General features: G+C 64.5%; 20 protein-coding genes, 3 tRNA genes and 3 rRNA genes. 12 read left to right on the top strand and 14 right to left on the bottom strand.

Features of this window, described 5'->3' with window-relative positions; all coding sequences use genetic code 11:
• From NMQ11_RS07270 to trmB, 4 genes are all read right to left on the bottom strand, one after another.
• Entirely contained in the window at window positions 1–1,032 is a 1,032-nt protein-coding gene (locus NMQ11_RS07270; RefSeq protein WP_255170737.1) for a carbohydrate ABC transporter permease, read from the bottom strand.
• Window positions 1,032–2,060: a carbohydrate ABC transporter permease gene (locus NMQ11_RS07265; RefSeq protein WP_255170736.1), complete on the bottom strand. Its 1,029-nt coding sequence runs from the start codon at window positions 2,058–2,060 to the stop codon at window positions 1,032–1,034. Before NMQ11_RS07265 ends, NMQ11_RS07270 begins: the two co-directional genes overlap by 1 nt.
• Window positions 2,050–3,510 carry an extracellular solute-binding protein gene (locus NMQ11_RS07260; protein ID WP_255170735.1) on the bottom strand — a complete coding sequence of 487 codons (1,461 nt, stop codon included), beginning with the start codon at window positions 3,508–3,510 and terminating at the stop codon, window positions 2,050–2,052. The genes NMQ11_RS07265 and NMQ11_RS07260 overlap by 11 nt, the downstream gene beginning before the upstream one ends.
• A gap of 384 nt (window positions 3,511–3,894) precedes the next feature.
• The gene (gene trmB, locus NMQ11_RS07255; protein WP_255170734.1) at window positions 3,895–4,959 is read right to left on the bottom strand and encodes an HTH-type sugar sensing transcriptional regulator TrmB; all 1,065 of its coding nucleotides are present in this window, start codon (window positions 4,957–4,959) and stop codon (window positions 3,895–3,897) included.
• 138 nt (window positions 4,960–5,097) lie between these two features.
• On the opposite strand from trmB, the gene NMQ11_RS07250 reads away from it, so the two are divergent.
• Window positions 5,098–6,123, top strand: a complete 1,026-nt coding sequence (locus NMQ11_RS07250) for a mechanosensitive ion channel family protein (RefSeq protein ID WP_255170733.1) — start codon at window positions 5,098–5,100, stop codon at window positions 6,121–6,123.
• Between the two features lie 6 nt (window positions 6,124–6,129).
• Here NMQ11_RS07250 and NMQ11_RS07245 read toward each other — a convergent pair whose 3' ends face one another.
• Together NMQ11_RS07245 and NMQ11_RS07240 are read right to left on the bottom strand one after the other, a co-directional pair.
• Window positions 6,130–6,540, bottom strand: a complete 411-nt coding sequence (locus NMQ11_RS07245) for a universal stress protein (RefSeq protein WP_255170732.1) — start codon at window positions 6,538–6,540, stop codon at window positions 6,130–6,132.
• Window positions 6,541–6,575: 35 nt separating this feature from the next.
• The gene (locus tag NMQ11_RS07240; RefSeq protein ID WP_255170731.1) at window positions 6,576–7,937 is read right to left on the bottom strand and encodes a bifunctional metallophosphatase/5'-nucleotidase; all 1,362 of its coding nucleotides are present in this window, start codon (window positions 7,935–7,937) and stop codon (window positions 6,576–6,578) included.
• A 109-nt stretch (window positions 7,938–8,046) separates the two neighbouring features.
• On the opposite strand from NMQ11_RS07240, the gene NMQ11_RS07235 reads away from it, so the two are divergent.
• Together NMQ11_RS07235 and NMQ11_RS07230 are read left to right on the top strand one after the other, a co-directional pair.
• The gene (locus tag NMQ11_RS07235; protein ID WP_255170730.1) at window positions 8,047–8,286 is read left to right on the top strand and encodes a DUF5816 domain-containing protein; all 240 of its coding nucleotides are present in this window, start codon (window positions 8,047–8,049) and stop codon (window positions 8,284–8,286) included.
• A 209-nt stretch (window positions 8,287–8,495) separates the two neighbouring features.
• Window positions 8,496–8,801 carry a DUF7116 family protein gene (locus NMQ11_RS07230; protein ID WP_255170870.1) on the top strand — a complete coding sequence of 102 codons (306 nt, stop codon included), beginning with the start codon at window positions 8,496–8,498 and terminating at the stop codon, window positions 8,799–8,801.
• A gap of 63 nt (window positions 8,802–8,864) precedes the next feature.
• Here the strand turns inward: NMQ11_RS07230 and NMQ11_RS07225 are convergent, their stop codons facing one another.
• Window positions 8,865–10,064 (bottom strand): pyridoxal-phosphate-dependent aminotransferase family protein, encoded by a 1,200-nt coding sequence (locus NMQ11_RS07225; protein WP_255170729.1) that lies wholly within the window; start codon window positions 10,062–10,064, stop codon window positions 8,865–8,867.
• A gap of 120 nt (window positions 10,065–10,184) precedes the next feature.
• Between NMQ11_RS07225 and NMQ11_RS07220 the strand changes: the two genes are divergently transcribed.
• Window positions 10,185–10,385: a dodecin gene (locus NMQ11_RS07220; protein WP_255170728.1), complete on the top strand. Its 201-nt coding sequence runs from the start codon at window positions 10,185–10,187 to the stop codon at window positions 10,383–10,385.
• Window positions 10,386–10,407: 22 nt separating this feature from the next.
• Here the strand turns inward: NMQ11_RS07220 and NMQ11_RS07215 are convergent, their stop codons facing one another.
• The 4 genes from NMQ11_RS07215 to NMQ11_RS07200 all read right to left on the bottom strand — a co-directional run bounded on the left by NMQ11_RS07215 (window position 10,408) and on the right by NMQ11_RS07200 (window position 12,715).
• Window positions 10,408–10,776, bottom strand: coding sequence for a HesB/IscA family protein (locus tag NMQ11_RS07215; protein WP_255170727.1), 369 nt, complete (start codon window positions 10,774–10,776; stop codon window positions 10,408–10,410).
• 110 nt (window positions 10,777–10,886) lie between these two features.
• On the bottom strand, window positions 10,887–11,102 hold the full coding sequence (locus NMQ11_RS07210; RefSeq protein ID WP_255170726.1) for a hypothetical protein: 216 nt from the start codon (window positions 11,100–11,102) through the stop codon (window positions 10,887–10,889).
• A 76-nt stretch (window positions 11,103–11,178) separates the two neighbouring features.
• Window positions 11,179–12,459: a histidinol dehydrogenase gene (hisD, locus tag NMQ11_RS07205; RefSeq protein ID WP_255170725.1), complete on the bottom strand. Its 1,281-nt coding sequence runs from the start codon at window positions 12,457–12,459 to the stop codon at window positions 11,179–11,181.
• A 43-nt stretch (window positions 12,460–12,502) separates the two neighbouring features.
• On the bottom strand, window positions 12,503–12,715 hold the full coding sequence (locus NMQ11_RS07200; RefSeq protein ID WP_255170724.1) for a hypothetical protein: 213 nt from the start codon (window positions 12,713–12,715) through the stop codon (window positions 12,503–12,505).
• A gap of 440 nt (window positions 12,716–13,155) precedes the next feature.
• On the opposite strand from NMQ11_RS07200, the gene NMQ11_RS07195 reads away from it, so the two are divergent.
• The 6 genes from NMQ11_RS07195 (at window position 13,156) to NMQ11_RS07170 (ending at window position 19,689) form a co-directional block, all read left to right on the top strand.
• Window positions 13,156–14,630: ribosomal RNA gene (locus tag NMQ11_RS07195) — 16S ribosomal RNA — on the top strand.
• 127 nt (window positions 14,631–14,757) lie between these two features.
• Window positions 14,758–14,829: transfer RNA gene (locus NMQ11_RS07190), tRNA-Ala, on the top strand.
• Window positions 14,830–15,032: 203 nt separating this feature from the next.
• Window positions 15,033–17,950: ribosomal RNA gene (locus tag NMQ11_RS07185) — 23S ribosomal RNA — on the top strand.
• Window positions 17,951–18,092: 142 nt separating this feature from the next.
• Window positions 18,093–18,214: ribosomal RNA gene (gene rrf / locus NMQ11_RS07180) — 5S ribosomal RNA — on the top strand.
• The 16S, 23S and 5S rRNA genes sit together here with 2 tRNA genes alongside, the layout of an rRNA operon.
• Window positions 18,215–18,472: 258 nt before the next feature.
• Window positions 18,473–18,548 (top strand) — tRNA-Cys (locus tag NMQ11_RS07175).
• Window positions 18,549–18,639: 91 nt separating this feature from the next.
• Window positions 18,640–19,689: a hypothetical protein gene (locus NMQ11_RS07170; RefSeq protein ID WP_255170723.1), complete on the top strand. Its 1,050-nt coding sequence runs from the start codon at window positions 18,640–18,642 to the stop codon at window positions 19,687–19,689.
• Window positions 19,690–20,016: 327 nt separating this feature from the next.
• On the opposite strand, the gene NMQ11_RS07165 is transcribed toward NMQ11_RS07170, so the two are convergent.
• Window positions 20,017–20,090: transfer RNA gene (locus NMQ11_RS07165), tRNA-Lys, on the bottom strand.
• Window positions 20,091–20,172: 82 nt separating this feature from the next.
• Between NMQ11_RS07165 and NMQ11_RS07160 the strand changes: the two genes are divergently transcribed.
• A complete protein-coding gene (locus NMQ11_RS07160) occupies window positions 20,173–21,438 on the top strand; it encodes an ArgE/DapE family deacylase (RefSeq protein WP_255170722.1) in 1,266 nt (421 codons plus the stop codon).
• 4 nt (window positions 21,439–21,442) lie between these two features.
• Here NMQ11_RS07160 and NMQ11_RS07155 read toward each other — a convergent pair whose 3' ends face one another.
• Together NMQ11_RS07155 and NMQ11_RS07150 are read right to left on the bottom strand one after the other, a co-directional pair.
• On the bottom strand, window positions 21,443–22,153 hold the full coding sequence (locus tag NMQ11_RS07155; RefSeq protein ID WP_255170721.1) for a DUF7119 family protein: 711 nt from the start codon (window positions 22,151–22,153) through the stop codon (window positions 21,443–21,445).
• Between the two features lie 51 nt (window positions 22,154–22,204).
• Window positions 22,205–22,330, bottom strand: coding sequence for a hypothetical protein (locus NMQ11_RS07150; RefSeq protein ID WP_255170720.1), 126 nt, complete (start codon window positions 22,328–22,330; stop codon window positions 22,205–22,207).
• 307 nt (window positions 22,331–22,637) lie between these two features.
• Here NMQ11_RS07150 and NMQ11_RS07145 point away from each other — a divergent pair, with 307 nt between their 5' ends.
• Window positions 22,638–23,012, top strand: a complete 375-nt coding sequence (locus NMQ11_RS07145; protein ID WP_255170719.1) for a DUF8134 family protein — start codon at window positions 22,638–22,640, stop codon at window positions 23,010–23,012.
• Window positions 23,013–23,036 lie beyond the last annotated feature (24 nt).

The raw sequence follows: 23,036 nt of genomic DNA, 5'->3' as shown, positions 1-23,036 counted from the left end.
TTACTCCTTGAGTGCTCCTGCGGTGAGTCCGCTGACGATTTTCTCCTGGGCGACGATCACGATGATCGCGACCGGGAGGACGCCGATGATGCTCGCGGCGGCCATCAGGTTGAACAGGATCTCGTACTGCCCCTGGTAGCCGAGGATTCCCTCGAGGATCGGCGCCCAGTTCTCCGGCTGGCCGTCGGTCATCAGGAACGAGAAGAAGAACTCGTTGTAGACCGCGATGAACGTCAACACGCCGGCGGTCGCGACGCCGGGAGCCGACAGCGGGATGATGACCCGGAACAGCGCGCCCAGGCGGGTCGTCCCTTCGACCCGGGCGGCGTCTTCTAGCCCGTCGGGAATCTGTGCGTAGAACGTCGTCAGGATGAAAATCGAGAGCGGCATGAAGATCGCCGAGATCGGGATCACCATCGCCCCCGGCGTGTTGTAGAGCGTGCCGTCGCTCATGATCGGCTCTAACGCCGTGACCGGCGTGTTGAACAGGTCGTTCAGCGGGATGAAAAACGCCGCCGGTGGGAAGAACGAGACGACCAGCACGAGCAGCATCATCGGCGTCTTCCCCGGGAACTCGAGGCGGCCGAACGCGTAGCCCGCGAGGCTCGCGACGATCAACACGAGGGCCGTCGAGGCCGTCGCGATGACGAAGCTGTTGAACATGTACCAGTGGAACGGCAGCATCTCGAACACCTCGACGAACGCGCCGGGGTTGAACCCGTTCGGGGTGAACACGATGTCCTGTAGCTGTCCCTCGGGAGTCAACGCGACCATCAGCAGCCAGTAGAACGGGAACAGCGTCGTAAAGAGGAAGAAGATCGCGGCGGTGTAGAACATCGCCTTGTAGACGCGCTCGGGGTTCTGGATCGACCGGCCGACCCACCGCTGAAGCGGTCCGCGCTTGAGTTCGGCGTCGCCGGACCCCCCGAGCGCCGCCCCGCCGTCGGTAACGGGGGCGTGCGTTCGGGTCTGGCCGCTGGCGTCTCTGTCGGCGTCGGTGCCTCGAGTCGTCTCGTGATCGTTGGGTCTCATCAGTAGAAACCAGCCTCCGTATCGCGGAAGAGGACGATGTACACCGCGATGAACAGGCCGATGACCAGAGCCGTCATGAACGCGACGGCGGCGGCCGTCGCGAAGATGCGAGTGCCGCCGAACATCGCCTCGACGACCATACACGTCAGCGACGGGACGGTCGTACAGCCGACGCTCGACTCGATCAACCCGTAGACGCGCATCGCGTCCATCGTGCGAAACAGCATCGCGACGAGCAGCGCCGGCAGGATCAGCGGCAGCGTGATCATCTTGAACCGCTGCCAGGGCGAGGCGCCGGCGACCCGGGCCACGTCGTACAGGCTGCGGTCGACGCTCTGGAGTCCGGCGAGGATCAACAGCGCCATGAACGCCGTCGACTTCCAGATGTCGGCGACGAGGACGATGACGAACGCGTCCCCGCTGTCGGCGAGCGGGTTCGGTCCGAACAGTCCGAGCGACTGCATCAGGTCGGTTCCGAAGCCGACCTCCGGCTGGAACATCAGGTAGAAGATCATCCCCTGGATGACGATCGGAACGGCCCACGGCAGGATGATCGCGACGCGCACCCAGCGCCGGCCCCGGAACTCCTGATCGAGGATGAGCGCCTGGCCGAAGCCGAACACCGTCTCGAAGAAGATGCTGATCACGGCGAATCCGAGCGTGACGAACAGCGCCTGCTGGAGCAGCGGGACGCCGAACTCGACGAACGGGAACGACGCCGACAGCGAGACGTCCATGAACTGCTGGGCCAGCCTGACGTCGCCCGTGAGGACGTTGACGTAGTTCTCGAGGCCGACGAACCCTCCGAGCGGGTCGGCGCCGCGGGTCCGATCCTCCCGGAGGGACATGACGAACGTCATGATCAGCGGGTAAAAGGCGATGAACACGAGCAGGGCGAACGCCGGAATCAACAGGAGATAGGCGTACGCCGCCTCGCTGAGCCCCTCCATCCAGTTGACGACGGCGTTTCCTGACCGCTCGCGCTCGGGCGATTCGTCGCCGATTCCGGTATCGGTATCAGTTGCCATCTTGTCCCCTCACGTCCGCTTCGCTCATCTCGAGTCGTTCCTTCAGGTCCCCCATCGCTTCCTCGGGGGACTTCACGCCGCGGTAGGCCCGGTTCACCTCTCCGAAGATGTGCGCCGCCTGCTCCGGCCAGATGTCGGTCACCGGCCGGGGAACCGCGTTTTCGCCCGCGATCTGGATCGTCTCGGCGTAGTTGGCGACCGGCCCGCTCTCTTCGGGGTCGAGATCGTCGAGCAACTCGACGATCGGCGGTATCCAGCCCTGAATTTCGAAGATCGTGAGCATGACCTCCTCGGTCGCGAAGGCGTCCATCACCTGAATCGCCTCCTCCGCGTTCTCGCTCGCCGGATTCAGGGTGAGGTGCCAGCCACCGAGGGCCGCTGCCGTGCCGCCGAGACCGTCGTACTCGGCGTCGTCTTCCTCGACGCCGTACGGCATCGGCATCATCCCGACCTCGTCACCCATCCCTTCGTCGTGGGCGATCGCGATCGAGTACGGCCAGTTTCGATGCATCACGACGTTCCCGTTCGCGAAGGGGCCCCGGGCGTCCTCCTCGGTGTACTGGACGATCGCCGTCGGAGCGATCTGCTCGTAGCCGTCGAGGGCGTACTCGTCGTCCTGCCCGCGGATGAACGTCCGCATCATCCGGATCGCGTCTACGACCGGTTCCTCGTCGACCGTGATCTCGCGCTCGCCGGCCTCGAACAGGGTGTCCAGTCCGCCGAAGTACGCGCCGCCGAAGGTGCTCATTACCTCGTTGAACGTACAGCAGGCGAGCCCCTCGTAGGCGGCGGCCTGCGTCGTAAACCCCATGTCGGCGTCGGACTGGTCCCGGACGTCGGCCGCGATTTCGGAGAACTCCTGCCACGACAGCGCCTCGGTGTCCCAGTCGTCGGTGTCGTACCCGGCGTCCTCGACGAGATCCTTGCGGTACTGCATCGTGCCGAAATCCGGAAACAGCGGCAGCGCGTGCAGTTCCCCGGTTTCCGGGTGACGAGCGGTCTCGACCGCCGCCTCGAGGTAGTCGTTCTCGATCAGACCGAGCGTCTCACTCGAGAGACGGTCCTCGAGGTTGCTCGTCTGCTCGCGCAGGATGAACGGGATCGTCCACCCGCTGTCCATCATGAACAGGTCGGGCTGGGGACGTCCCGCCTGTAGCGCCGACTGTGCGGCAGACCGGCGCTGCTCGGTTTCGTCCGGCCCGGTGCGAACCTCGACGGTGATGTCCTCGTCGAGGCCGGCGTCCCAGAGCGCCTGATGCAACTCTCCGTCGGGGTCCATGATGTCCTGAAAATCGGTGTCGCCGTAGGCGACGACCGACCCCTCCTCCGCACCCCGACCGAGACAGCCGGCGATGGCGGCCGTCCCGGCGGATGCGGTCGAGGCTGCTGCGATGAACCGTCGCCGGGAGACGCCGTCGCGCCCTCCAGAATTGCAGCGTTCGCGACCCATTTTCTAAACTCGCCACACCCGCTGCCTTAATTCTAATGCCGGCACCCCTCCGTTCTCGGACAAATCCATTCGAAAGATTGTCAATTTCCGCGGCTTCCACCGCCGAATACCGTTATCGTGGCAATAGATCGGGTAACGGAGTGTGTCGGAGGTGGCGAAGCGACGTCGACCTCACCGTCCACCGCTCGAGTGTCGTCTCGAAGCCACGACCGCCTCGAGGCGTCCGCTCCGTGACGGCGAGTCGGTGACGGCGGCGAGAACTCCTGTAGACGTGAGGCTCCACCGGTGGCCCCGAGAGAAACGCTGCTCCGCTCCGATCGTGGCGGTCGGTCGTCTACGGACGGCGACCGAGTTCCCCGGCGTCCGTCGGAGCGGCGACGCCCGTTACCGCTCGATGGCCGGCGGCTCGTGCTCGCCGATCAGTATCTGGTGGGCCTCGATGTCCTCGAGTGCGGCCACGCGGCCGCCGACGGTGACCTCCTCGCCGTCTGCGGTCTCGATCGTGAGCCCGGCGACCTCCTCGGTCATCTCGAAGGAGACGTCGACGACCCGGCCGCGAACGATCCGCTGGCCCCCGACCTCGACGTCGCGGCCGTCGATCGTCGCGTAGAACTCCCCGCCGGCGTCTATCAGGTCCTTCACGCACCGGCGAATCGAGGCGTACCGGCGCGGATACGGGCGGCTCTCGCCGTTTTCCCCGAGGGTCCGCTCGGCGGTCGTCCAGAGCACGGTGCCGAAAAAGCCCGAGACCAGAAAGCCGAGCGCAGACCGGTTGAAGATGACGCCGTAGCGGTCCTGGTCGTCGCGCAGGGCGTCCTGGGTCGCGTAGATCGAGTAGTTGCCGTCCGCGACGGCGATCACCGGCGTGGTGATCCCGCGGCGGGCCCGGGCGGTGGTCGCCACCTCGAGGTAGTCAAACCGCTCCGGATCGGGCGCTTCGGCGGCGGGAGTGACGATCAGGTCGACGCTGACGCCGGCGTCCGTCACCGTCCGGAGCTTGTCCTCGAACCGCGTCAGGAGATCGGGCGTGAGCGAGAGCGCCAGTTCGTACTCGGCGTCGTCGATCACCTCCTCGAGGTAGCGGAGGATCGTCGAGCGGGACTTGACCAGCGACACCGCCTCCGTGTCGCGGGCGGGGGCGGTGTACCGGGACTCGAGGTCGTCGATCAGCGCCTCGAGCGACGACTGGACGTTCTCGAACGCCTCCGCGGGATCGATCGCCACGATCTTCATGGGCCGGGACTCGCGCAGTTCGACGAGCCCGCGGTCGCTGAGGCTGCGAACCGTGTCGTACACTCGCGGCTGCGGGATGTCCGTTCGGTCCGCGATCTCGCTCGCGGTCAGCTGTCCGTGCTCGAGGACGGTGAGGTAGGCGTCGATCTCGTACTCGCCGAGGTTGAACCGGTCGCCGACCCGTTCGACGCTCGAGCGCAGTTCGTCAGAGGCCATAGCTGCTCTCACGCGCCCGACCACTAAAGGATTTATTATGGATTGAGTAACACCCGTTTTCGAAATCCAGTTGTCTCCGACGTCGACCGGCTCACGACGGTCAGAACCCTTAACCAGTGTCGCCATGAGAGTCACTGCATGCGCGGCGCTGTCCTGTCGGCGGCGGAGACGATCGACGAGGAGAGCCCACAGGACGGCTCGAGCGGGACCGGAAACGAGAGCGAGGCGGCGGCCGCCCTCGACGGCGTCCTCCCCGGCGGGGTGCCGGATCTGGCCGTCGACGTCGCGCTCGCGCTCGTCGTGCTCGTCGTCGGCTGGTACCTCTCGAAACTCGTCGTCCGGTTCGCGGGTCGGACGGTCGCCCGTCGAATCGGCCGTCCCAGCGTCACGCGAACGGTTCTCCGCGGGGTCCGTATCTCCGTTCTCGTCGTCACCGTCGTGATCGCGATCAGCATTCTCGGCGGGATCAGCGGGTTCGAAATCCTCCTCTCGGTGACCGTCATCTCCGCGATCGTCGCCGTCGTTCTCGCGCCGCTGATCGGGAGCCTCATCAACGGCCTGTTCATCCTCGCGGACCGCCCCTACGAGATCGGCGACATGATCGAGATCACCGACGAGGGCCACCGCGGGTTCGTCGAGGACATCACGATCCGCTACACGAAGATCTTCACCCTCGAGAACACGTTCATCGTCATACCGAACTCCGAGATCCACGCCCGCGACGTCATCAACTACTCCGCCGAGGACGAGCGCACGCGGGTCTCCGTCGACTTCGAGATCACCTACGAGAGCGACCTCGAGACCGCCCGCCGGCTGACTGCGCGGGCGGCCCGCTCCGTCGACACCGTCATCTCCGGCGGGCCGGACATCCGGATCGGGAGCGCGAGGTACGGCGCCGCGCCGGTCTGTGACATCGTCGAGTACGCCGACCACGGCGTCCGCCTCTCGGTTCGCTTCTGGGTGAAACACCCGTACAAACTCGCGATCACCCGCTCGAACGTCCAGGCCGAGATCCGCCGCCGCTTCGAGTCAGAAGGAGTCGAGTTCGCCTACCCCCACACCCACCACGTCTTCGACGAGACCAGCGGCGTCGCCCGCGTCGACGTCGGCGACGGGGCCGACAGCCGCCGGCCGTCGCCGACCGACCGCGACCCCCTCGAGTAACCGGCGTCAGGCGCTCGCGCTCTCGACGGTGATCACCTCGCAGTCGAGGTGCGTTCGGAGGTAGCGGTCGATGTCGGGGTTGTCGGTGAACCGACGCAGGACGCGCCGCCAGCGACTCGCCTGTCGGTGTCCGATAACGACGACGTCCGCCCTCTCGGCGGCCACCTCGTCGAGAATGCTCTCTTCGACGAGAAATCCCTTCCTGACCACGTACCGAACGTTCGAGACGTTCCCGAACTGCCGTTCGACCTCGTCTTTGAGGTCCGTCCGGGTCACGTTCGTCCCGTTCTGGTAGAGGTTTACGTGTAAGACGGTGAGAGAGGCGTCCTGTTCGCGAGAGAGAGCGACCGCGCGCTCGAGCGTCTGGCGCGAGTGCTTCGTTAACGGATATCTGACGGGGACCACGACCAGCGTCATCACGGAAGCGAACGAGGTCCGGGCGGGTAAACTTTTCAGTCGACGCGTCGCACCCGCCCATCCACTCCGGGCTCGATTCCGAACTCCCGCGCGTACGCCGCGAGGACCTCGTACTGGCTCGCCGCCGTCTGTTCTCGCCGGTGGTCGGGCCCGAGCGCGGGGAACTCGTCGGTGGTGTGAAACAGGTAGTCAGACGTGGCGAGGGTGTACGTTCCGTCGGGGTCGAACGGCTCGCCGCCGACGCGCCGGAGGTCGACCGCGTGATCCGCGGGGTTCCACTCGAGGGCCATCCCGCTGACGTGGGCGTGCCACCAGTCGTCCTCGGCGAAGCTGAGGTCGAGCCCCGCGGCGTCGCTCACGACGGCCTCGAGGGTCTCCCCGTCGAGTTCCGCGACGGTCAGGGGCTCGTCGAACGGCACCAGACTGATGCAGTCCGCGACGGTCACCTCGCCCTCGAGGGGCGAGCCCGACCGGATTCCGCCGCTGTTCTGGAGGGCGACGTCGGCGCCGGTCTGCCAGCGGTAGGCGTCGGCGACGAAGTTTCCGACCGGACTCTCGCCGCCGAACAGGGTCTCCTCGGTGCGCTCGAGCGGTTCGTCGACGCGGGCGACGACGTCGTCCAGTCCGGTCGTTTCGACCAGCCGTTCGAAGGCGGAGACGACGTCGGGCGCCGGCGCCACCTCCGTCGCGGACCGGAGCGTCGCGGTCGGCTCGGCGTCGATCGTTACTTCGACGACGGCGTGACCCCCGTCACCGGGCCGGGTCACGAGGGTTCCGTCGATCCGTTCGATCCGCGAACTGGCGACGTGACCGCCCAGGATGACGTCCGCGTCGACGGCGCGGGCCAGTTCGTCGTCGCGCGACCCCAGGTGCGAACAGACCACGACGCAGTCGACGCCGGCCGCACGGAGGGCGTCGACCGCGTCCCTGGCCGCCGGGATCGGCTCCCGGAACTCGAGGCCGGTCGCCATCGGGTTCAGCGAGCCCGTCCGTGCGGTCGTCACGCCGGTGAACCCGACCCGCGTGTCCGCGCGCTCGAGGATCGTCCAGGGCTCGACGCCGGCCTCCGCGCCGAAGACGCCGCCGTTTCGCCGGACGTTCGCGCTCAGCCACCGGTGCGGGGACTCGCGGACGACCTCGAGGGCGGCCTCGGGACCGAAGTCGAAGTCGTGGTTGCCGAACGTCGCGACGTCGGGTTCGACGGCGTCGTAGAACTCGAGCACCTGCCTGCCCTCGGTGACCAGCGGGAGCACGCCCGGAGCGGTGTTGTCGCCGGTTCCGACGAGAAGCGTTTCGTCGTCGCTGTAGGTACGAAGCAGCGCCGCGAGCCGGCCGATCCGCGGGGGATCGTCGCAGGCGTTCTCGACGTCGGAGTACTGCAGCAGACGGAGGGGCATTCGTCGGGTATACCGACAGCGAGCGCATCAGTGCGTCGATTCCGGAACGCGGCTCCAGGTTCTGCGAGGGAGAGACACGGCTTTAATCCGCGCGGGTCTACGAACGAGCATGGAAACCATGTCCACGGACGACGGCCGGACGGTGTACGTCTCGGAAACGGAGGGAGACAGGGGTTCGAAGGCGCCGTTTCTGGTCGCCTACGAGTCCCTCGAGGGCGAGCGCCGATACGGCTGGTTCTGTGCGAACTGCGAGAGCTTCGACAACGCGATGGACTCGATGGGACGGATCCAGTGCAACCGGTGTGGCAACTTCCGCAAGCCGACGGAGTGGGACGCCGCCCACGAGTGAACCGCAGGTCTCGACGCCGCCGCGAGAGATCCCGGGACGGCCGGTGAAAACCGAAAGGTCGTCAACTAACTCGGAATCGAACGCAAAAACTCGAGTGCCATCGACCGAGGCGCGCAAAAAACGTCTAAAAGATAGCGGCACTTTCTTGTGACGTAACAACGCTTATGATGGCCGGCGGTGTACGTCTAACCCGAATGGGTCCTGTTAACATGCGGCTCGTCGAACAGGCCAGGTCGATCTTCGCCGAACTGGGCTACTCCGTCGAAGGATCGGGTCCGGAGTTCCGCGCCGAGCGCGGATGGAAAGTCGTTCACGTAAATACCGTCCTCGAGACGCGAGACCCGCCGAGCGGCCCGGGCGAGTTCCGCTGTTTCGTCGCCCAGCCGGAGGACGCAGACGACCTCGAGCGTCGACTCGAGCGAACCGATCCCGACTACGAGTGGGCGATCATCGTCGTCGACGGCGACGAGTACCAGGTCGAACACGCCCCGTCGGGCCCGAACGCCTCCGCGTAGTTCCCGTCACCACGACCGCCGGGTGACCCGTCACCCGTCTCCGATTTTCGCCGGTCCGAACGCTTACTCGCCGAGCGCCCGCCGCATCCCCGCGACGCCCGCGCCCGGGTCGACGTCCGCGCCGAAGTCCTCGAGGACGTCGCCCAGCGCCGTCACCACGTAGGCGACGTTCTGCGGGCGAGCGGAGTGACCCATACAGCCGATCCTGAAGATCTCGCCGGAGAGGTCGCCGAGGCCGCCGGCGATCTCGAGGTCGTAGCGCTCGAGCAGTTCGGCACAGACCTCGCCGTCGTCGACGCCCTCCGGAACCCGCACGGCGTTCAGACTGGGGAGCCAGTACTCGTCGGGGGCGTTCATCTCGAGGCCCATTCCCTCGACACCGGCTTTCAGTGCACCCGCCAGGTGGCGGTGGCGTTCCCACCGCTGCTCGATTCCTTCTTCGGCGACCAGTCGCAGCGCCTCTCGGATGGCGTACACGTTCGTGATCGGTGCCGTGTGGTGGTACGACCGGTCGTCGCCCCAGTAGCCCTCGAGTAAGGTGAGGTCGAGGTACCACGAGCGAGGGTCCTCGTCGCGCGAGAGGACCTTCTCCATCGCCGTATCCGAGAGCGTGAGCGGACTCGCCCCCGGCGGACAGGAGAGACACTTCTGGGGGCCGGCGTAGGCGACGTCGATGTCCCACTCGTCGACGCGGAGTTCGACGCCGCCGATCGAGGTGACGGTGTCGGCGATTACGAGCGCGTCGTGGTCGTGGGCCGCCGCCGTGAGCTCCGGAACGTTCGGCTGGAGGACCCCCGTGCTCGTCTCGGCGTGGACGAAGCCGAAGACGTCGGGGTCGTGTTCGGCCAGCGCGTCGGAGACGGCCGCGGGCTCGAGCGGCTCGCCCCACGGCGCGTCGACCTCGACGACCTCGCCGCCGGCGCGGCGGGCCATCGACGCCATCCGACCGCCGAAGTAGCCGTTCGTCGGTACGAGCATCGTGTCGCCGGGTTCGACGACGTTGCCGATCGCCGCCTCCATCGCCGCGGAGCCGGTTCCCGAAACCGGGACCGTCCACTGGTTGTCGGTCCGGAACGTGTACCGCAGGAGTTCCTGGACCTCGTCCATGATCTCGATGAACGAGGGGTCGAGGTGGCCTACGAGCGGCGTGCTCATCGCCCGGAGCACGCGCGGGTTCACGTCGCTCGGTCCCGGTCCCATCAGCGTCCGATCCGGTGGTGTCAGTTCGTCGACTGCTGGCGGCTCTGTGTTGCCGTCGACCATGCCTTGACGTGGAACAGGGACCACCAAAAACGTTCACTCGACGGCGATGCTCGCGGAGAACTGACAGCAGTCTCCCCCTCGCGTACGTTTAAGTTCGTCTGTGGGGTAGTAGGTGCCGCCATGGTCTTCAAAAAGATCACGCTGATCGGGACGAGCTCGGAGAGTTTCGACGCCGCGGCGGACGACGCCATCGACCGCGCAGAGGAGACCCTCGACAACGTTCACTGGGTCGAAGTCGACGAACTCGGCGTCGAGGTCGCGACGGCCGACGACCGCGAGTATCAGGCGGAAGTCACCGTCGCGTTCAGACTCGAGGACTGATACGGTCTGTTGTAATTGAGACTCAGGTCCGGAACGATTCGCCACAGCCACACTCGCTGACGACGTTGGGGTTTTCGACGTGGAACCCCTCGGCCTGCAGCCCGCTTTCGTAGTCCAGGACGCTTCCTTCGATGTACTTCAGGCTCGCCGGATCGACGAACACCCGGAGGTCGTGATGGTTGTACACCGTGTCGTCCTCTTCGGGCTCTCCGTCGAAGCGCATCCCGTAGGAAAGCCCCGCACAACCGCCCTGCTGGACGAACAGGCGAAGCCCCGCTCGGGTCGTCTCCATTCCCTCCTCGTCCAGCAGCGCGAGCGCCCGCTCGGCTGCCGTCTCCGTGACCTCGATCTGTGGACGGGTGTCGTTCGTCTCGGCGCTGTCCGTGCTCATACCCCTTCCTTTCCGCGCGAACGTGTTAACCTTGACGCCCGCTCACACGCCTCGATTGCGCGATAAAAAGCCCTGCTCCTGTTGCGGTCGAGTGTCCCTCGCGACCGGCGTCAGGCCGACGCAGTCTGCTGGACCGACCGATAGTAGCCGCCGAACATCCGCTCGTCGTTCGCCGAGAGCGCGATGTCGTTCTCGGCCAGTAGTTCGATCATTCGCTCGAGGTCGCACTCGTACCACATCGAGAGAATTTTCAGGTTCTTCTGTGCGTAGTCGTAGTTGCGCTCGAGCACTCGTGGGTCGGTTGGGTTGACCTTGCCCGGGGTCATTTCGAATGCCATTCATTCACGCAGCCTCTTAAAGACAGTGCGTGTCTGCTTGATACGAAAATCGGGATGGTCCCGCCTACTCGTCGAACCGAACCCGGACGCTCTCGGCGTGGGCCTCGAGGCCCTCCGCCTCGGCGAGGCTCGTCACGGTGTCCGCGAGATCCGCGAGCCCCCCACTCGAGAGCCGCTGAACCGTCGTCGACCGGAGGAACGTCTCGACCGACAGCCCCCCGGTGACGCGGGCGCCGCCGTTGGTCGGCAACACGTGGTTGGTCCCGCTCGCGTAGTCGCCCGCGGCAACCGGCGTGGACGGCCCGAGAAAGACGCTGCCCGCGCTGTCGATCCGCTCGAGAACCGACTCGTCATCCTCGGCGACGATCGCGAGGTGTTCGGGGGCGTACGCCTCGGTGAAGAGGATCGCCTCGCTCATCGACCGGGCGAGCAACACGCCGCTCGCCTCGTTCGCGAGCGCCGCCCGGATCACGTCCTCGCGCTCGCGCTCGCCGGCCTGGCGATCGACCGCCTCGGCGACCGCCGTCGCGAGCCCCTCGTCGTCGGTGACGGCGACGACCGACGCGTTCTCGTCGTGTTCGGCCTGGGCGACCAGTTCGGCGGCGACGACCTCCGCATCGGCCGTCCCATCGGCGACCACGACCACCTCGCTCGGACCCGCGAGGAAGTCGATCTCGACGTCACCGCGAACCTCAGCCTTGGCGGCCGTCACCCACCGGTTGCCGGGGCCGACGATCTTTCGCACGCGCGTGATGGTCTCCGTTCCGTAGGCGAGTCCCGCGATCGCCTGGGCGCCGCCGACGCCGTACACCGCGTCCGCGCCCGCGGCGTGGATCGCCGCGAGCGTCGCCGGGTTCACCTCGTCGGCTGGCGGCGTCACGACGGCGACGTGCTCGACTCCGGCGACGACCGCCGGAACTACGCCCATGATCGCACTCGAGGGGTACGCCGCCGTCCCGCCGGGAACGTAGACCCCGACGCGGTCGATCGGGCGGAACCGCCGCCCGAGTTCGCGGCCATCGCTGAACTCGCGTCGCCAGTCTTCGGGCACCTGGGCCTCGTGAAACTCCCTGACGTTCGCCGCGGCGGTCTCGATCGCCTCGCGCAGGTCGGCCTCGAGTCCCTCGTACGCACGCTCGCACTCGTCGGTGATCTCGAGGTTTCCGACCTCAACGCCGTCGAACTCGCGGGAGAACTCGCGGACGGCGACGTCGCCCTCCTCGCGTACGCGAGAAACGATGTCTCGAACGTCGGCACGCACCTCGTCGATTCCGGCGTCGCGCTCGAAGAACGCCGCGCGATCGCCCGGTCCGAGATCCGCGATCGGCCGTACCTCTGGTGTCATGACTCCCGATTGGGTCGGCCCTCGAAAAACCGTTTCTGTCCGCTCATTCCTCGATCGGGGCGACGCCGAGGGCGGCTCCCGTCGCCCGGAGAAAGAGGAAAACGACGAGTCCGAACCCCAGGAGCCCGACGGGGGCCGCGAGCAACTGGGCGGTCCGGTAGCCGAAGAGGAGTCGGCTCGTCCCGAGTACGACGAAGCTCGCGATCACGAGACAGAAGGCGAGGATCGCCAGCTGGACGAACTGCTGTTGGTTCATGAGCGACTCGAGGGGCGCCGCTCGCTAATGGTTGTCGACCGGGCGGGTCTCGAGCGAACCGGGCGGACTCGCGGATCACCCTAACTCCTGACACACTGGGGAGAACGCGGAGGCGGTAACACGAGAGAGACCACTGGTTAACAGTTGATTACTCCGTCCGCGGCGCGAGAAGACAACGCGATAACCAATCCATGCATGGGAGACTCTGCCCCGCTGGATCCGAGACGAAGGGGTTAAGTATTCACCCGGGACTACGAATTAATCGGAAGGAGATGAGGATCTCACCCCTGCGGTCCGCCGTCAAGATGAGATCTGATGTGAGCCATGATAGTTCGGTGACGCTCGATCGGTCGACCCGATCGTCGTCATCGAACGGACCAAGTTACGTGTGAGAATCAAGCGAGATTCTCCGCCAACCTTCCCCTTCACGGGGGAATAGCATTCCGGTTGATCCTGCCGGAGGTCATTGCTATTGGAGTCCGATTTAGCCATGCTAGTCGTACGAGTTCAGACTCGTGGCGAATAGCTCAGTAACACGTGGTCAAACTACCCTCTGGAGCGCAATACCCTCGGGAAACTGAGGCTAATGGCGCATACGGCTCGCTGCCTGGAACTGGCGCGAGCTCGAAATGCTCCGGCGCCAGAGGATGTGGCTGCGGCCGATTAGGTAGACGGTGGGGTAACGGCCCACCGTGCCGATAATCGGTACGGGTCATGAGAGTGAGAGCCCGGAGACGGAATCTGAGACAAGATTCCGGGCCCTACGGGGCGCAGCAGGCGCGAAACCTTTACACTGCACGACAGTGCGATAAGGGGACTCCAAGTGCGAGGGCATATCGTCCTCGCTTTTCACCACCGTAAGGTGGTGGTGGAATAAGAGCTGGGCAAGACCGGTGCCAGCCGCCGCGGTAATACCGGCAGCTCGAGTGATGACCGCTATTATTGGGCCTAAAGCGTCCGTAGCCGGCCAGGTAAGTCCATCGGGAAATCTCCCCGCTTAACGGGGAGGCGTCCGGTGGAAACTGCCTGGCTTGGGACCGGAAGACCAGAGGGGTACGTCTGGGGTAGGAGTGAAATCCCGTAATCCTGGACGGACCGCCGGTGGCGAAAGCGCCTCTGGAGGACGGATCCGACGGTGAGGGACGAAAGCTAGGGTCACGAACCGGATTAGATACCCGGGTAGTCCTAGCCGTAAACGATGTCTGCTAGGTGTGCCACAGGCTACGAGCCTGTGGTGTGCCGTAGGGAAGCCGTGAAGCAGACCGCCTGGGAAGTACGTCCGCAAGGATGAAACTTAAAGGAATTGGCGGGGGAGCACTACAACCGGAGGAGCCTGCGGTTTAATTGGACTCAACGCCGGACATCTCACCAGCACCGACAATGTGCAGTGAAGCTCAGTGTGATGAGCTTAGTGGAGCCATTGAGAGGAGGTGCATGGCCGCCGTCAGCTCGTACCGTGAGGCGTCCTGTTAAGTCAGGCAACGAGCGAGACCCGCGCGCCTAATTGCCAGCAACACCCTTGTGGTGGTTGGGTACATTAGGCGGACTGCCAGTGCCAAACTGGAGGAAGGAACGGGCAACGGTAGGTCAGTATGCCCCGAATGTGCTGGGCTACACGCGGGCTACAATGGTCGAGACAGTGGGATGCCACTCCGAGAGGAGGCGCTAATCTCCGAAACTCGATCGTAGTTCGGATTGTGGGTTGAAACTCACCCACATGAAGCTGGATTCGGTAGTAATCGCGCCTCAGAAGGGCGCGGTGAATACGTCCCTGCTCCTTGCACACACCGCCCGTCAAAGCACCCGAGTGAGGTCCGGATGAGGCCGGCGCAACGCCGGTCGAATCTGGGCTTCGCAAGGGGGCTTAAGTCGTAACAAGGTAGCCGTAGGGGAATCTGCGGCTGGATCACCTCCACAGACCGGGACCACTCCGACGGAGTGGCCCATCGAAACCTATTCGGTCCGTTCGACACCGACGCCGCGTCGGCCGAGCGAGCACCTCAGAACTATCATGGCTCTTGACACCCCGCGAGAGGCGGGGTGGGCCCATAGCTCAGTGGTAGAGTGCCTCCTTTGCAAGGAGGATGCCCAGGGTTCGAATCCCTGTGGGTCCATGTCTTGGAGGCGATCGGAATCGCTCCCCTTATACGGGTGGCGCGATTCAGATCAAATCCGACTAACCGATGCACCAGTCCGCGCAAGTGTGACTGGGAAGGGTCAATGCAGGCCGGCCGTCTACCGGCGTGCAGATGAGACCGTGTGTACGTGTAGTCCAGGCGTCCACTGGACCCGTTCCCGGGTCACATTACCGATCCGAAGAACGTGGCTACTGTGCCAGCTGGTGGATCGCTCGGCTCAAGAGCTGAAGAAGGACGTGCCAAGCTGCGATAAGCTCAAGGGACCCGCATGGAGGGAAAGAACTTGAGATCTCCGAATGGGAATCCCCACCGCAATTGCTTCGCGCAATGGGGAACGCCGGGAATTGAAACATCTCAGTACCGGCAGGAAAAGAAAGCAAACGCGATGTCGTTAGTAATGGCGAATGAAGACGACACAGTCCAAACCGAAGCCCTCACGGGCAATGTGGTGTTCGGACTGACGATCACTCCGCGAACCTCGACGAGAAGTCTTCTGGAACGGAGCACGAGACAGGGTGACAGTCCCGTATTGTCGAGAAGTAACGGACGAGTCAGCTCCAGAGTATCGGGGGTTGGATATCCCTCGAAAAGATCGCGGGCATCGACCGCGAAGACTAAACACTCCTTGAGACCGATAGCGAACAAGTAGCGTGAGCGAACGCTGAAAAGTACCCCCAAAAGGGAGGTGCAATAGGGCGTGAAATCAGTTGGCGATAGAGCGACGGGGCATACAAGGTCCTCTCCAGAATGAATCGGGTGCAAACCCGTAGTAAGACGGAGAGGAAGCCGGTGTTCCGTCGTACGTTTTGAAAAACGAACCAGAGAGTGTGCCTGTTTGACGAGTCTAACCCGATCATCGGGGAAGGCGTAGGGAAACCGATATGACCGCAGTCTTACGACCAGGGTCACCGTGTTCAAGCGCGGGGAGTCAAATGGGCACGACCCGAAACCGGACGATCTAGGCATGGGCAGGGTGAAGCGCACCGAAAGGTGCGTGGAGGCCCGTTAGCGTTGGTGTCCTACAATACCCTCGCGTGACCTATGTCTAGGGGTGAAAGGCCCATCGAGTTCGGAAACAGCTGGTTCCAACCGAAACATGTCGAAGCATGACCTCCGCTGAGGTAGTTCGTGCGGTAGAGCGACGGATTGGGGGACCGCACTCCGAGAGGAGTGCGCCCCCCTGTCCAACTCCGAACGTACGAACGCCGTTCGACGCGGGGAGTCCGGTGCGCGGGGTAAGCCTGTGTACCGTGAGGGAGACAACCCAGAGCTGGGTTAAGGTCCCCAAGTATGGACTAAGTGCGATTGAAAGTTGTCGCAAGCCCTAGACAGCCGGGAGGTGAGCTTAGAAGCAGCTACCCTCTAAGAAAAGCGTAACAGCTTACCGGCCGAGGTTTGCGGCGCTGAAAATGATCGGGGCTCAAGTCCATCACCGAGACCTGGCGGCACCGTTTACACGGTGATCCCGTAGGTTGGCATTCCGTTCGGGTGGAAGCACGGATGAGAATTCGTGTGGACCGTGCGGTAACGATAATTCTGGTCATAGTAGCAGCGTTAGTCGGGTGAGAGCCCCGACGGCCGAACGAGTAAGGGTTCCTCAGCAATGCTGATCAGCTGAGGGTTAGCCGGTCCTAAGTCTCGCCGTAATTCGAACGAGACAAAAGGGAAACAGGTTAATATTCCTGTGCCAGTATGCACTAAAAGTCGACGCTTTGGAGCCACCCAGGCCGGGCCATCGCCCGGTAGAACCGTCGAAGACCGTGGAAGCCGTAATGGCAGGAAGCGGTCGAATGTCGGGATATCGCAAGCTGGGCCAATCCAGAGCCCGTGAAAAGACGAGCATACTGTCCGTACCGAGATCCGACACAGGTACTCATGGCGGCGAAAGCCAAGGCTGTCGGGAACAACCGACGTTAGGGAATTCGGCAAGTTAGTCCCGTACGTTCGCAATAAGGGATGCCTGCCTCGGAAAGAGGCAGGTCGCAGTGACTCGGGCGCTCCGACTGTCTAGTAACAACATAGGTGACCGCAAATCCGTAAGGACTCGTACGGTCACTGAATCCTGCCCAGTGCGGGTATCTGAACACCCCTTACAAGGGGACGAAGGACCCGTTAACGGCGGGGGTAACTATGACCCTCTTAAGGTAGCGTAGTACCTTGCCGCTTTAGTAGCGGCTTGCATGAATGGATCAACGAGAGCGCCACTGTCCCAACGTTGGGCCCGGTGAACTGTACATTCCAGTGCGGAGTCTGGAGACCCCCAAGGGGAAGCGAAGACCCTATAGAGCTTTACTGCAGGCTGTCGCTGAGACATGGTCGCCATTGTGCAGCATAGGTAGGAGCCGTTACACAGGTACCCGCGCCAGCGGGCCACCGAGGCATCACTGAAATACTACCCGATGGTGACTGTGACTCTCACTCCGGGAGGAGGACACCGGTAGCCGGGCAGTTTGACTGGGGCGGTACGCGCTTGAAAAGATATCGAGCGCGCCCCAAGGTTTCCTCACTCGGGTCGGAGACCCGAGTAAGAGCGCAAGAGCATACGGAAGCCTGACAGTGTCCGGCACAACGACGGACGCTGACGCGAAAGCGTGGTCTAGCGAACCAATTAGCCTGCTTGATGCGGGCAATTGCTGACAGAAAAGCTACCTTAGGGATAACAGAGTCGTCACCCGCAAGAGCACATATCGACCGGGTGGCTTGCTACCTCGATGTCGGTTCCCTCCATCCTGCCCGTGCAGAAGCGGGCAAGGGTGAGGTTGTTCGCCTATTAAAGGAGGTCGTGAGCTGGGTTTAGACCGTCGTGAGACAGGTCGGCTGCTATCTATTGGGGGTGTAAGGTATCTGACGAGAACGTTCGTATAGTACGAGAGGAACTACGAATGGGTGCCACTGGTGTACCGGTTGTTCGAAAGAGCACGTGCCGGGCAGCTACGCACCACGGGGTAAGAGCTGAACGCATCTAAGCTCGAAACCCACTTGAAAAAGAGATACCACCGAGGTCACTCGTAGAAGACGAGTTCGATAGACTCGGGGTGTACGCGCCAAGGCAACGAGGCGTTGAGCCCGCGAGCACTAACAGACCAAGCCACACACTCATATCCTCGACACCAGTCGAGGCCGCATAACGGATTGGAATGGACCCACGAACGGGTCCAGACGCAAACTGGACTACACATACACACGGTCGGAGACCACCGATACTGGCCCGCGGACGGTTCGATTCCGTCGATCGGCGTTAAGGCGGCCACAGCGGCGAGGTTCCACCCGTACCCATCCCGAACACGGACGTTAAGCTCGCCTGCGTACCAGTGAGTACTGGAGTGGGAGACCCTCTGGGAGACCTGGTTCGCCGCCGACCACTCATACTACATCCACTACACTCGTGAGCCACCGCACCACCCAAGGCTCACACCCACACCCATACACACCCATACACACACACACACTACCCACCGAAGAGTGACAACACACGCGCTCCCCCCGCACGCTCGAAGAACGTATCCGCTCTTTGGACACGATCTCGATCGACGCACACTGCCCGACAGAACGGGTGTTACGCGTTCGTTCGAGGCCGTACCGCTATGCTTAAACGACAGCAGTGACTACGATAAGTCGCGCCAAGGTGGCAGAGTCCGGCCGAACGCAGCGGCCTGCAGAGCCGCCCATCGCCGGTTCAAATCCGGCCCTTGGCTTTCCTTACGTCCCCCTGAGCGGTAGCGCCGCGTCGAGTCCCTCCTCGAGAACTTAGTAACCGTTATACGACGGGCGGACTACGCCTCACACATGCAATTTCGAGCAGGGGCCATCTACATCGTCCTGTTCCTGGTCGTTGCTGCGGGTGCGTACGGTGTCATCGCGACCGCAGAGTCTCCGACCGTGACGATCGACGAGGCGGACGCCGACCACCAACTCGAGGTCGGCGACGATTTCACCGTGAACGACCGCACGTACAACGTCTCCGAGCTAACCGGTGATACCGGCACGCTCGAGCACGTCAACGAGTCGGCGATCCTCGAGGTCGAGTGGAGCGACGGCGATACGGTCCAGCTCGAGGAGGACGGCGACGAGTATACGGTGATGATCAACGATCCGGAGGAGGCTGAAGACGAAGCCGACGAGGACGACAACGGCGACGAAGCCGACGACGAAGAGGCCGAGGGTGACGACGCCGACGAGGCTGAAGACGAGAACGGTGACGACGCCGATGAGAACGGCGACGAAGCCGACGACGAGGACGCCGGGGGCGATGAGGCCGAAGACGAGAACGGCGACGAGGCTGACGAGGCCGAGGACGACGCCGAGGTGCCCGAGGAGGACGAGGAAGCCCAGCCCGAGACGTTCACGCTCCTCGAGGACTACGACGAGGACGAGTACCAGATCGAGGAGTTCGAGGACGGCCAGTACGTCATCGTCGAGGACGACGACGGCACGCTCACCGCGATCCCGATCGAGGAGTTCGACGAGATCGAGGGCCAGACCTACGAGGTCGGTGACTCGATCGAGTTCTACGACGACGAAACCGAAGCGGTCGTCGAGGGACAGGTGGTCGACCTCTCCGCCGATACGGTCACGATCGAGTACGAGGGTGAGGAGGTCACCGAACACGAACTCGAGAACGGCCAGACCGTCGCGATCGACGGCGAGGAGTTCGGCGTCTACTTCCCGTCCGAAGACGTGGTGTACTTGACCGAAGACATCGAGAGCTTCGAACAGCAGCACGCTGAGATCGAGGAGTACAACGACCAGATCCACGGCCTCTGGTGGGTCGTCGTCCTGTCGCTGGTGACCGTCTCTCTGATCGCCGGACTGGCGTTCATGCCGGTTCGCGGCTGACTGCTCGCTGATTGTGGTATTCTCGCTTCGTTCTCGTCGTCCGTGAGCGACCGCTTTCGCACGCCCTCTCGAGAACGCTGGCCGCTTCGCTCGTCACGTCCGTTCCTTAACCGGGCGCGATTGTGAACGACGCCCGAGAACCTGTGCTTCGCGCAGACCCTCAGTCTAGTTCGAATCCAGCCGGTTCCGTGATGCACCGCTCACGAGTTGTTCGTGGTGCAGAAGCGGACCGGGCGCGATTTGAACACACGGTCGCAGCAAAGCTGTTCCCTGTGTTCAAATCGCTCGTGGCCGTTTTGCCACTCGCGAGTTTGCTCGTGGCAAAAGCGGGCCGGGCGCGATTTGAACACGCGACCGTCTGGTTAAAAGCCAGACGCTCTGCCAAACTGAGCTACCGGCCCCGTGGTACCATCTTTCGGGGAGCGGCGGTTAAACGTTTCTTTCTTCAGCGTGTTTTAGTACCGGCGCTCGAGAGTACGGGGTATGACACCGCCGAGAACTGCAGGTTCGCGCGACGACGAACTGCGGACGTTCCTCGAACGGCTCTGTCGATTCGAGACCACGGCCGGCTCCGAGGCCGAGGCGCAGACGTGGGTTCGTGACAGGCTCGAGGCGTTCGGCTTCGAGACCTACGAGTGGGAGGCCGACCCCGAAGAGCTGGCCGGCCATCCCTCGTTTCCCGACGACCCCGCGGCGATCGAGACGGCGAACCGGCCGAGCGTCGGCGGCGTCCTCGAGTTCGGCGATCCCGACGCCGGACGAACGCTGGTGTTGAACGGGCACGTCGACGTCGTTCCGGCCGGCCGGGGCTGGAGCGGGGATCCGTTCGAACCGCGGTGGAACGACACGGAGACGCGGTTGACCGCCCGCGGTGCCGCGGACATGAAATCCGGGCTGGCGGCGTGTGTGTTCGCAGCCCGGCAGGTAGCCGACGGCGACGCCGGTGTCGATGGCCGACTCGTCGTCGAGAGCGTCGCGGGCGAGGAGGAGGGCGGTATCGGTGCGGCCGCGGCAGCGCTCTCGAACCCCTATCCGTTCGAGCGCGACGGAGCGATCGTCGCCGAACCGACCTCGCTGCGCCCGGTGACCGCGACGGAGGGGAGTGTGATGAAACGGCTGCGACTCGAGGGACGGGCGGCCCACGCGGCGACTCGCTGGCGCGGGGAGTCGGTGCTCCCGCACTTCGATCGGATTCGACGGGCGTTTCTGGACCTCGAGAGCGAGCGTGCCGACCGGGTCACACACCCGCTGTACGAGACGTTTCCGAACCCCTGGCCGGTGAACGTCGGGACCGTCGAGGCGGGCCGGTGGGCCTCGTCGGTGCCGGACGAACTCGTCGCCGAGATTCGGATCGGCGTCGCGCCCGGTGAAACCGTCGCGGCCGTCGAGCGGGAGTTCGAACGCCGCCTCGAGTCGGTCGTCGCCGACGACGAGTGGCTCGCGGCCACCCCGCCGGCGTTCGAGCGCTTCTCGATCCAGTTCGAAGCCGCCGAAACCGACCCCGACGAACCCGTCGTGGCGGCGGTCCAGGACGGCATGGAGGCGGTCGGCCTCGAGGAGACGGCGCCCCGGGGGGCGACCTACGGCGCGGACAGCCGCCACTACGTCGCTGCGGGGATTCCGACGGTGCTGTTCGGCCCCGGAAACATCGAGCAGGCACACTTCCCCGAGGAGTCGATCGAGTGGGCAGAGGTGCGGACGGCGCGCGACGCGCTCGCCCGGGCGGTCGAGACGTTCCTCGCATCCTAACCCGTCACTCGAAGTACTGCTCGAGGGCTGTGGCGACGACCTCGCCGGGCTCGACGCCCTCGAGGGAGGCCTCCCGGCGCAGGTCGCGGTAGGCCGTCTTCGGGAGGGTGAGCTGGAGTTCGCCGAGCCTGACGCCCTGTTCGGCGAGTGCGTGCTCGATCGGAACCCCGTCGTTGACGGCGCTCGCGGTTCGCTGGACCTCCCGGACGGTGAGGTCGTTGTCCAGCGTCGCCCAGGCCAACAGGAGCCGCGTCGTTCCGGCGACGCGGGCGATGTGTTTCGCCGCCGAGGGTGCGATGTGGCCGAGTGCGACCTGTCGGCGCACGGACCGGGGCAGGTCGTGGACTCGCGCCCACTTGCGGATGAACGAGACCGTCACCTCGTCGGCCGGCGCGCCGTCGGCGCTTCGACTCGCGCGCCGTGCGGCGGCCTTGTAGGAGCCCTCGCCGCGGACGAGCGCCGCACACGCGGCGGCGCCGCGGAGCATGTAGAGGTTGTCGTCGGCCGTCCCGACGGCGAACTGGCGGACGGTTTCGGCCGCTTCCGCCAGGCTCTCCGGATCGTCGGGATCGAACTGGACCGCATCGCGGGCGTGACGGCCGGTCACCGACTCGTCGCCCCGAATCACCGGCGCGCCGATGGGGGACTCGCGGTCGGTCGGGATCGAGCGATCCCGGCCGTCGTCCCGAGTGCGGTCGTCGGGGTCTTCACTCATTGGTTATAGTAAGGGTGCTCGCTCGCTAAAAGCCCTCTCACGGGACCTCGCTCACTCCTCGCGCGTCTCGGCGAGGTGCTCCCAGATCTCGGTGCAGCCGGCGCCGACGTCGACGTCCCTGAGATGGGCGTCGTCTCGCTTCTCGTCGCACTCGAGGCGCTCCGCTCGCTCGGTCATCGCTCGCGCTCGCCTCCGTACAGTTCGGGGGCGACGTCCGCGGAGGCGTGCTGTCGTGACCCACGGCGGGGTCGTGTCGAGTCGGTCATGGTCGTCCCCTCCTTTCGCCGAGAGCCGCATAAGCGACGCTACGGAAGCAATCGCTACCCGCTCTCGAGCCTACAGGAACCGATTGCCGGTATCTTCGACGCGACCTCTCGGAAGAATCGAACGCAGTCTGTCGGTTTCCCGTTGCGCTCGCGTCTCGAGATCGGTTAACGATTGCACGGGTCGACGGACGGAGGGTGGTCGCTCCCGAAGAGAGGGCATGGCGATCGCACTGCGAACGCTCGACGACGGAGCCTGGATCAGCGTCGACGACAGCCGAGAGGTCGCGGTGAGCGACGTCTGGACGCTCTCGAGTGGCCGATTCTGTGAGTGTGCGCCCGCGCACGTCCTGCTCGAGGGGTTCTACGACGTCGGTGCGGACGGCTCGACCGTCGTCGCCGGCGCCGTCGGTCGGTGTCTCGACTGCGGTGACAGCGGTTCGATCGACCGGCTGCCGGTCGGCCGGATCGTCGACGGCGCGTTCAGCCCGTACGGGCCGTCAGGGGTCCAGTCGACGCTCGAGCGGCCGGTTCGAGACGCCCGCGGTCGGGGGTGGCAAATACGGCCGGCAGGGGAGAGAGGAGGGGAGAACTGACGCGACGCGCGGCTGTTTATGGGT

Source organism: Natrononativus amylolyticus (genome assembly GCF_024362525.1).
Classification (GTDB): domain Archaea; phylum Halobacteriota; class Halobacteria; order Halobacteriales; family Natrialbaceae; genus Natrononativus; species Natrononativus amylolyticus.
The sequence above is the reverse complement of the archived record's forward strand: the minus strand, read 5'-3'. Positions and strand labels throughout refer to the sequence as shown.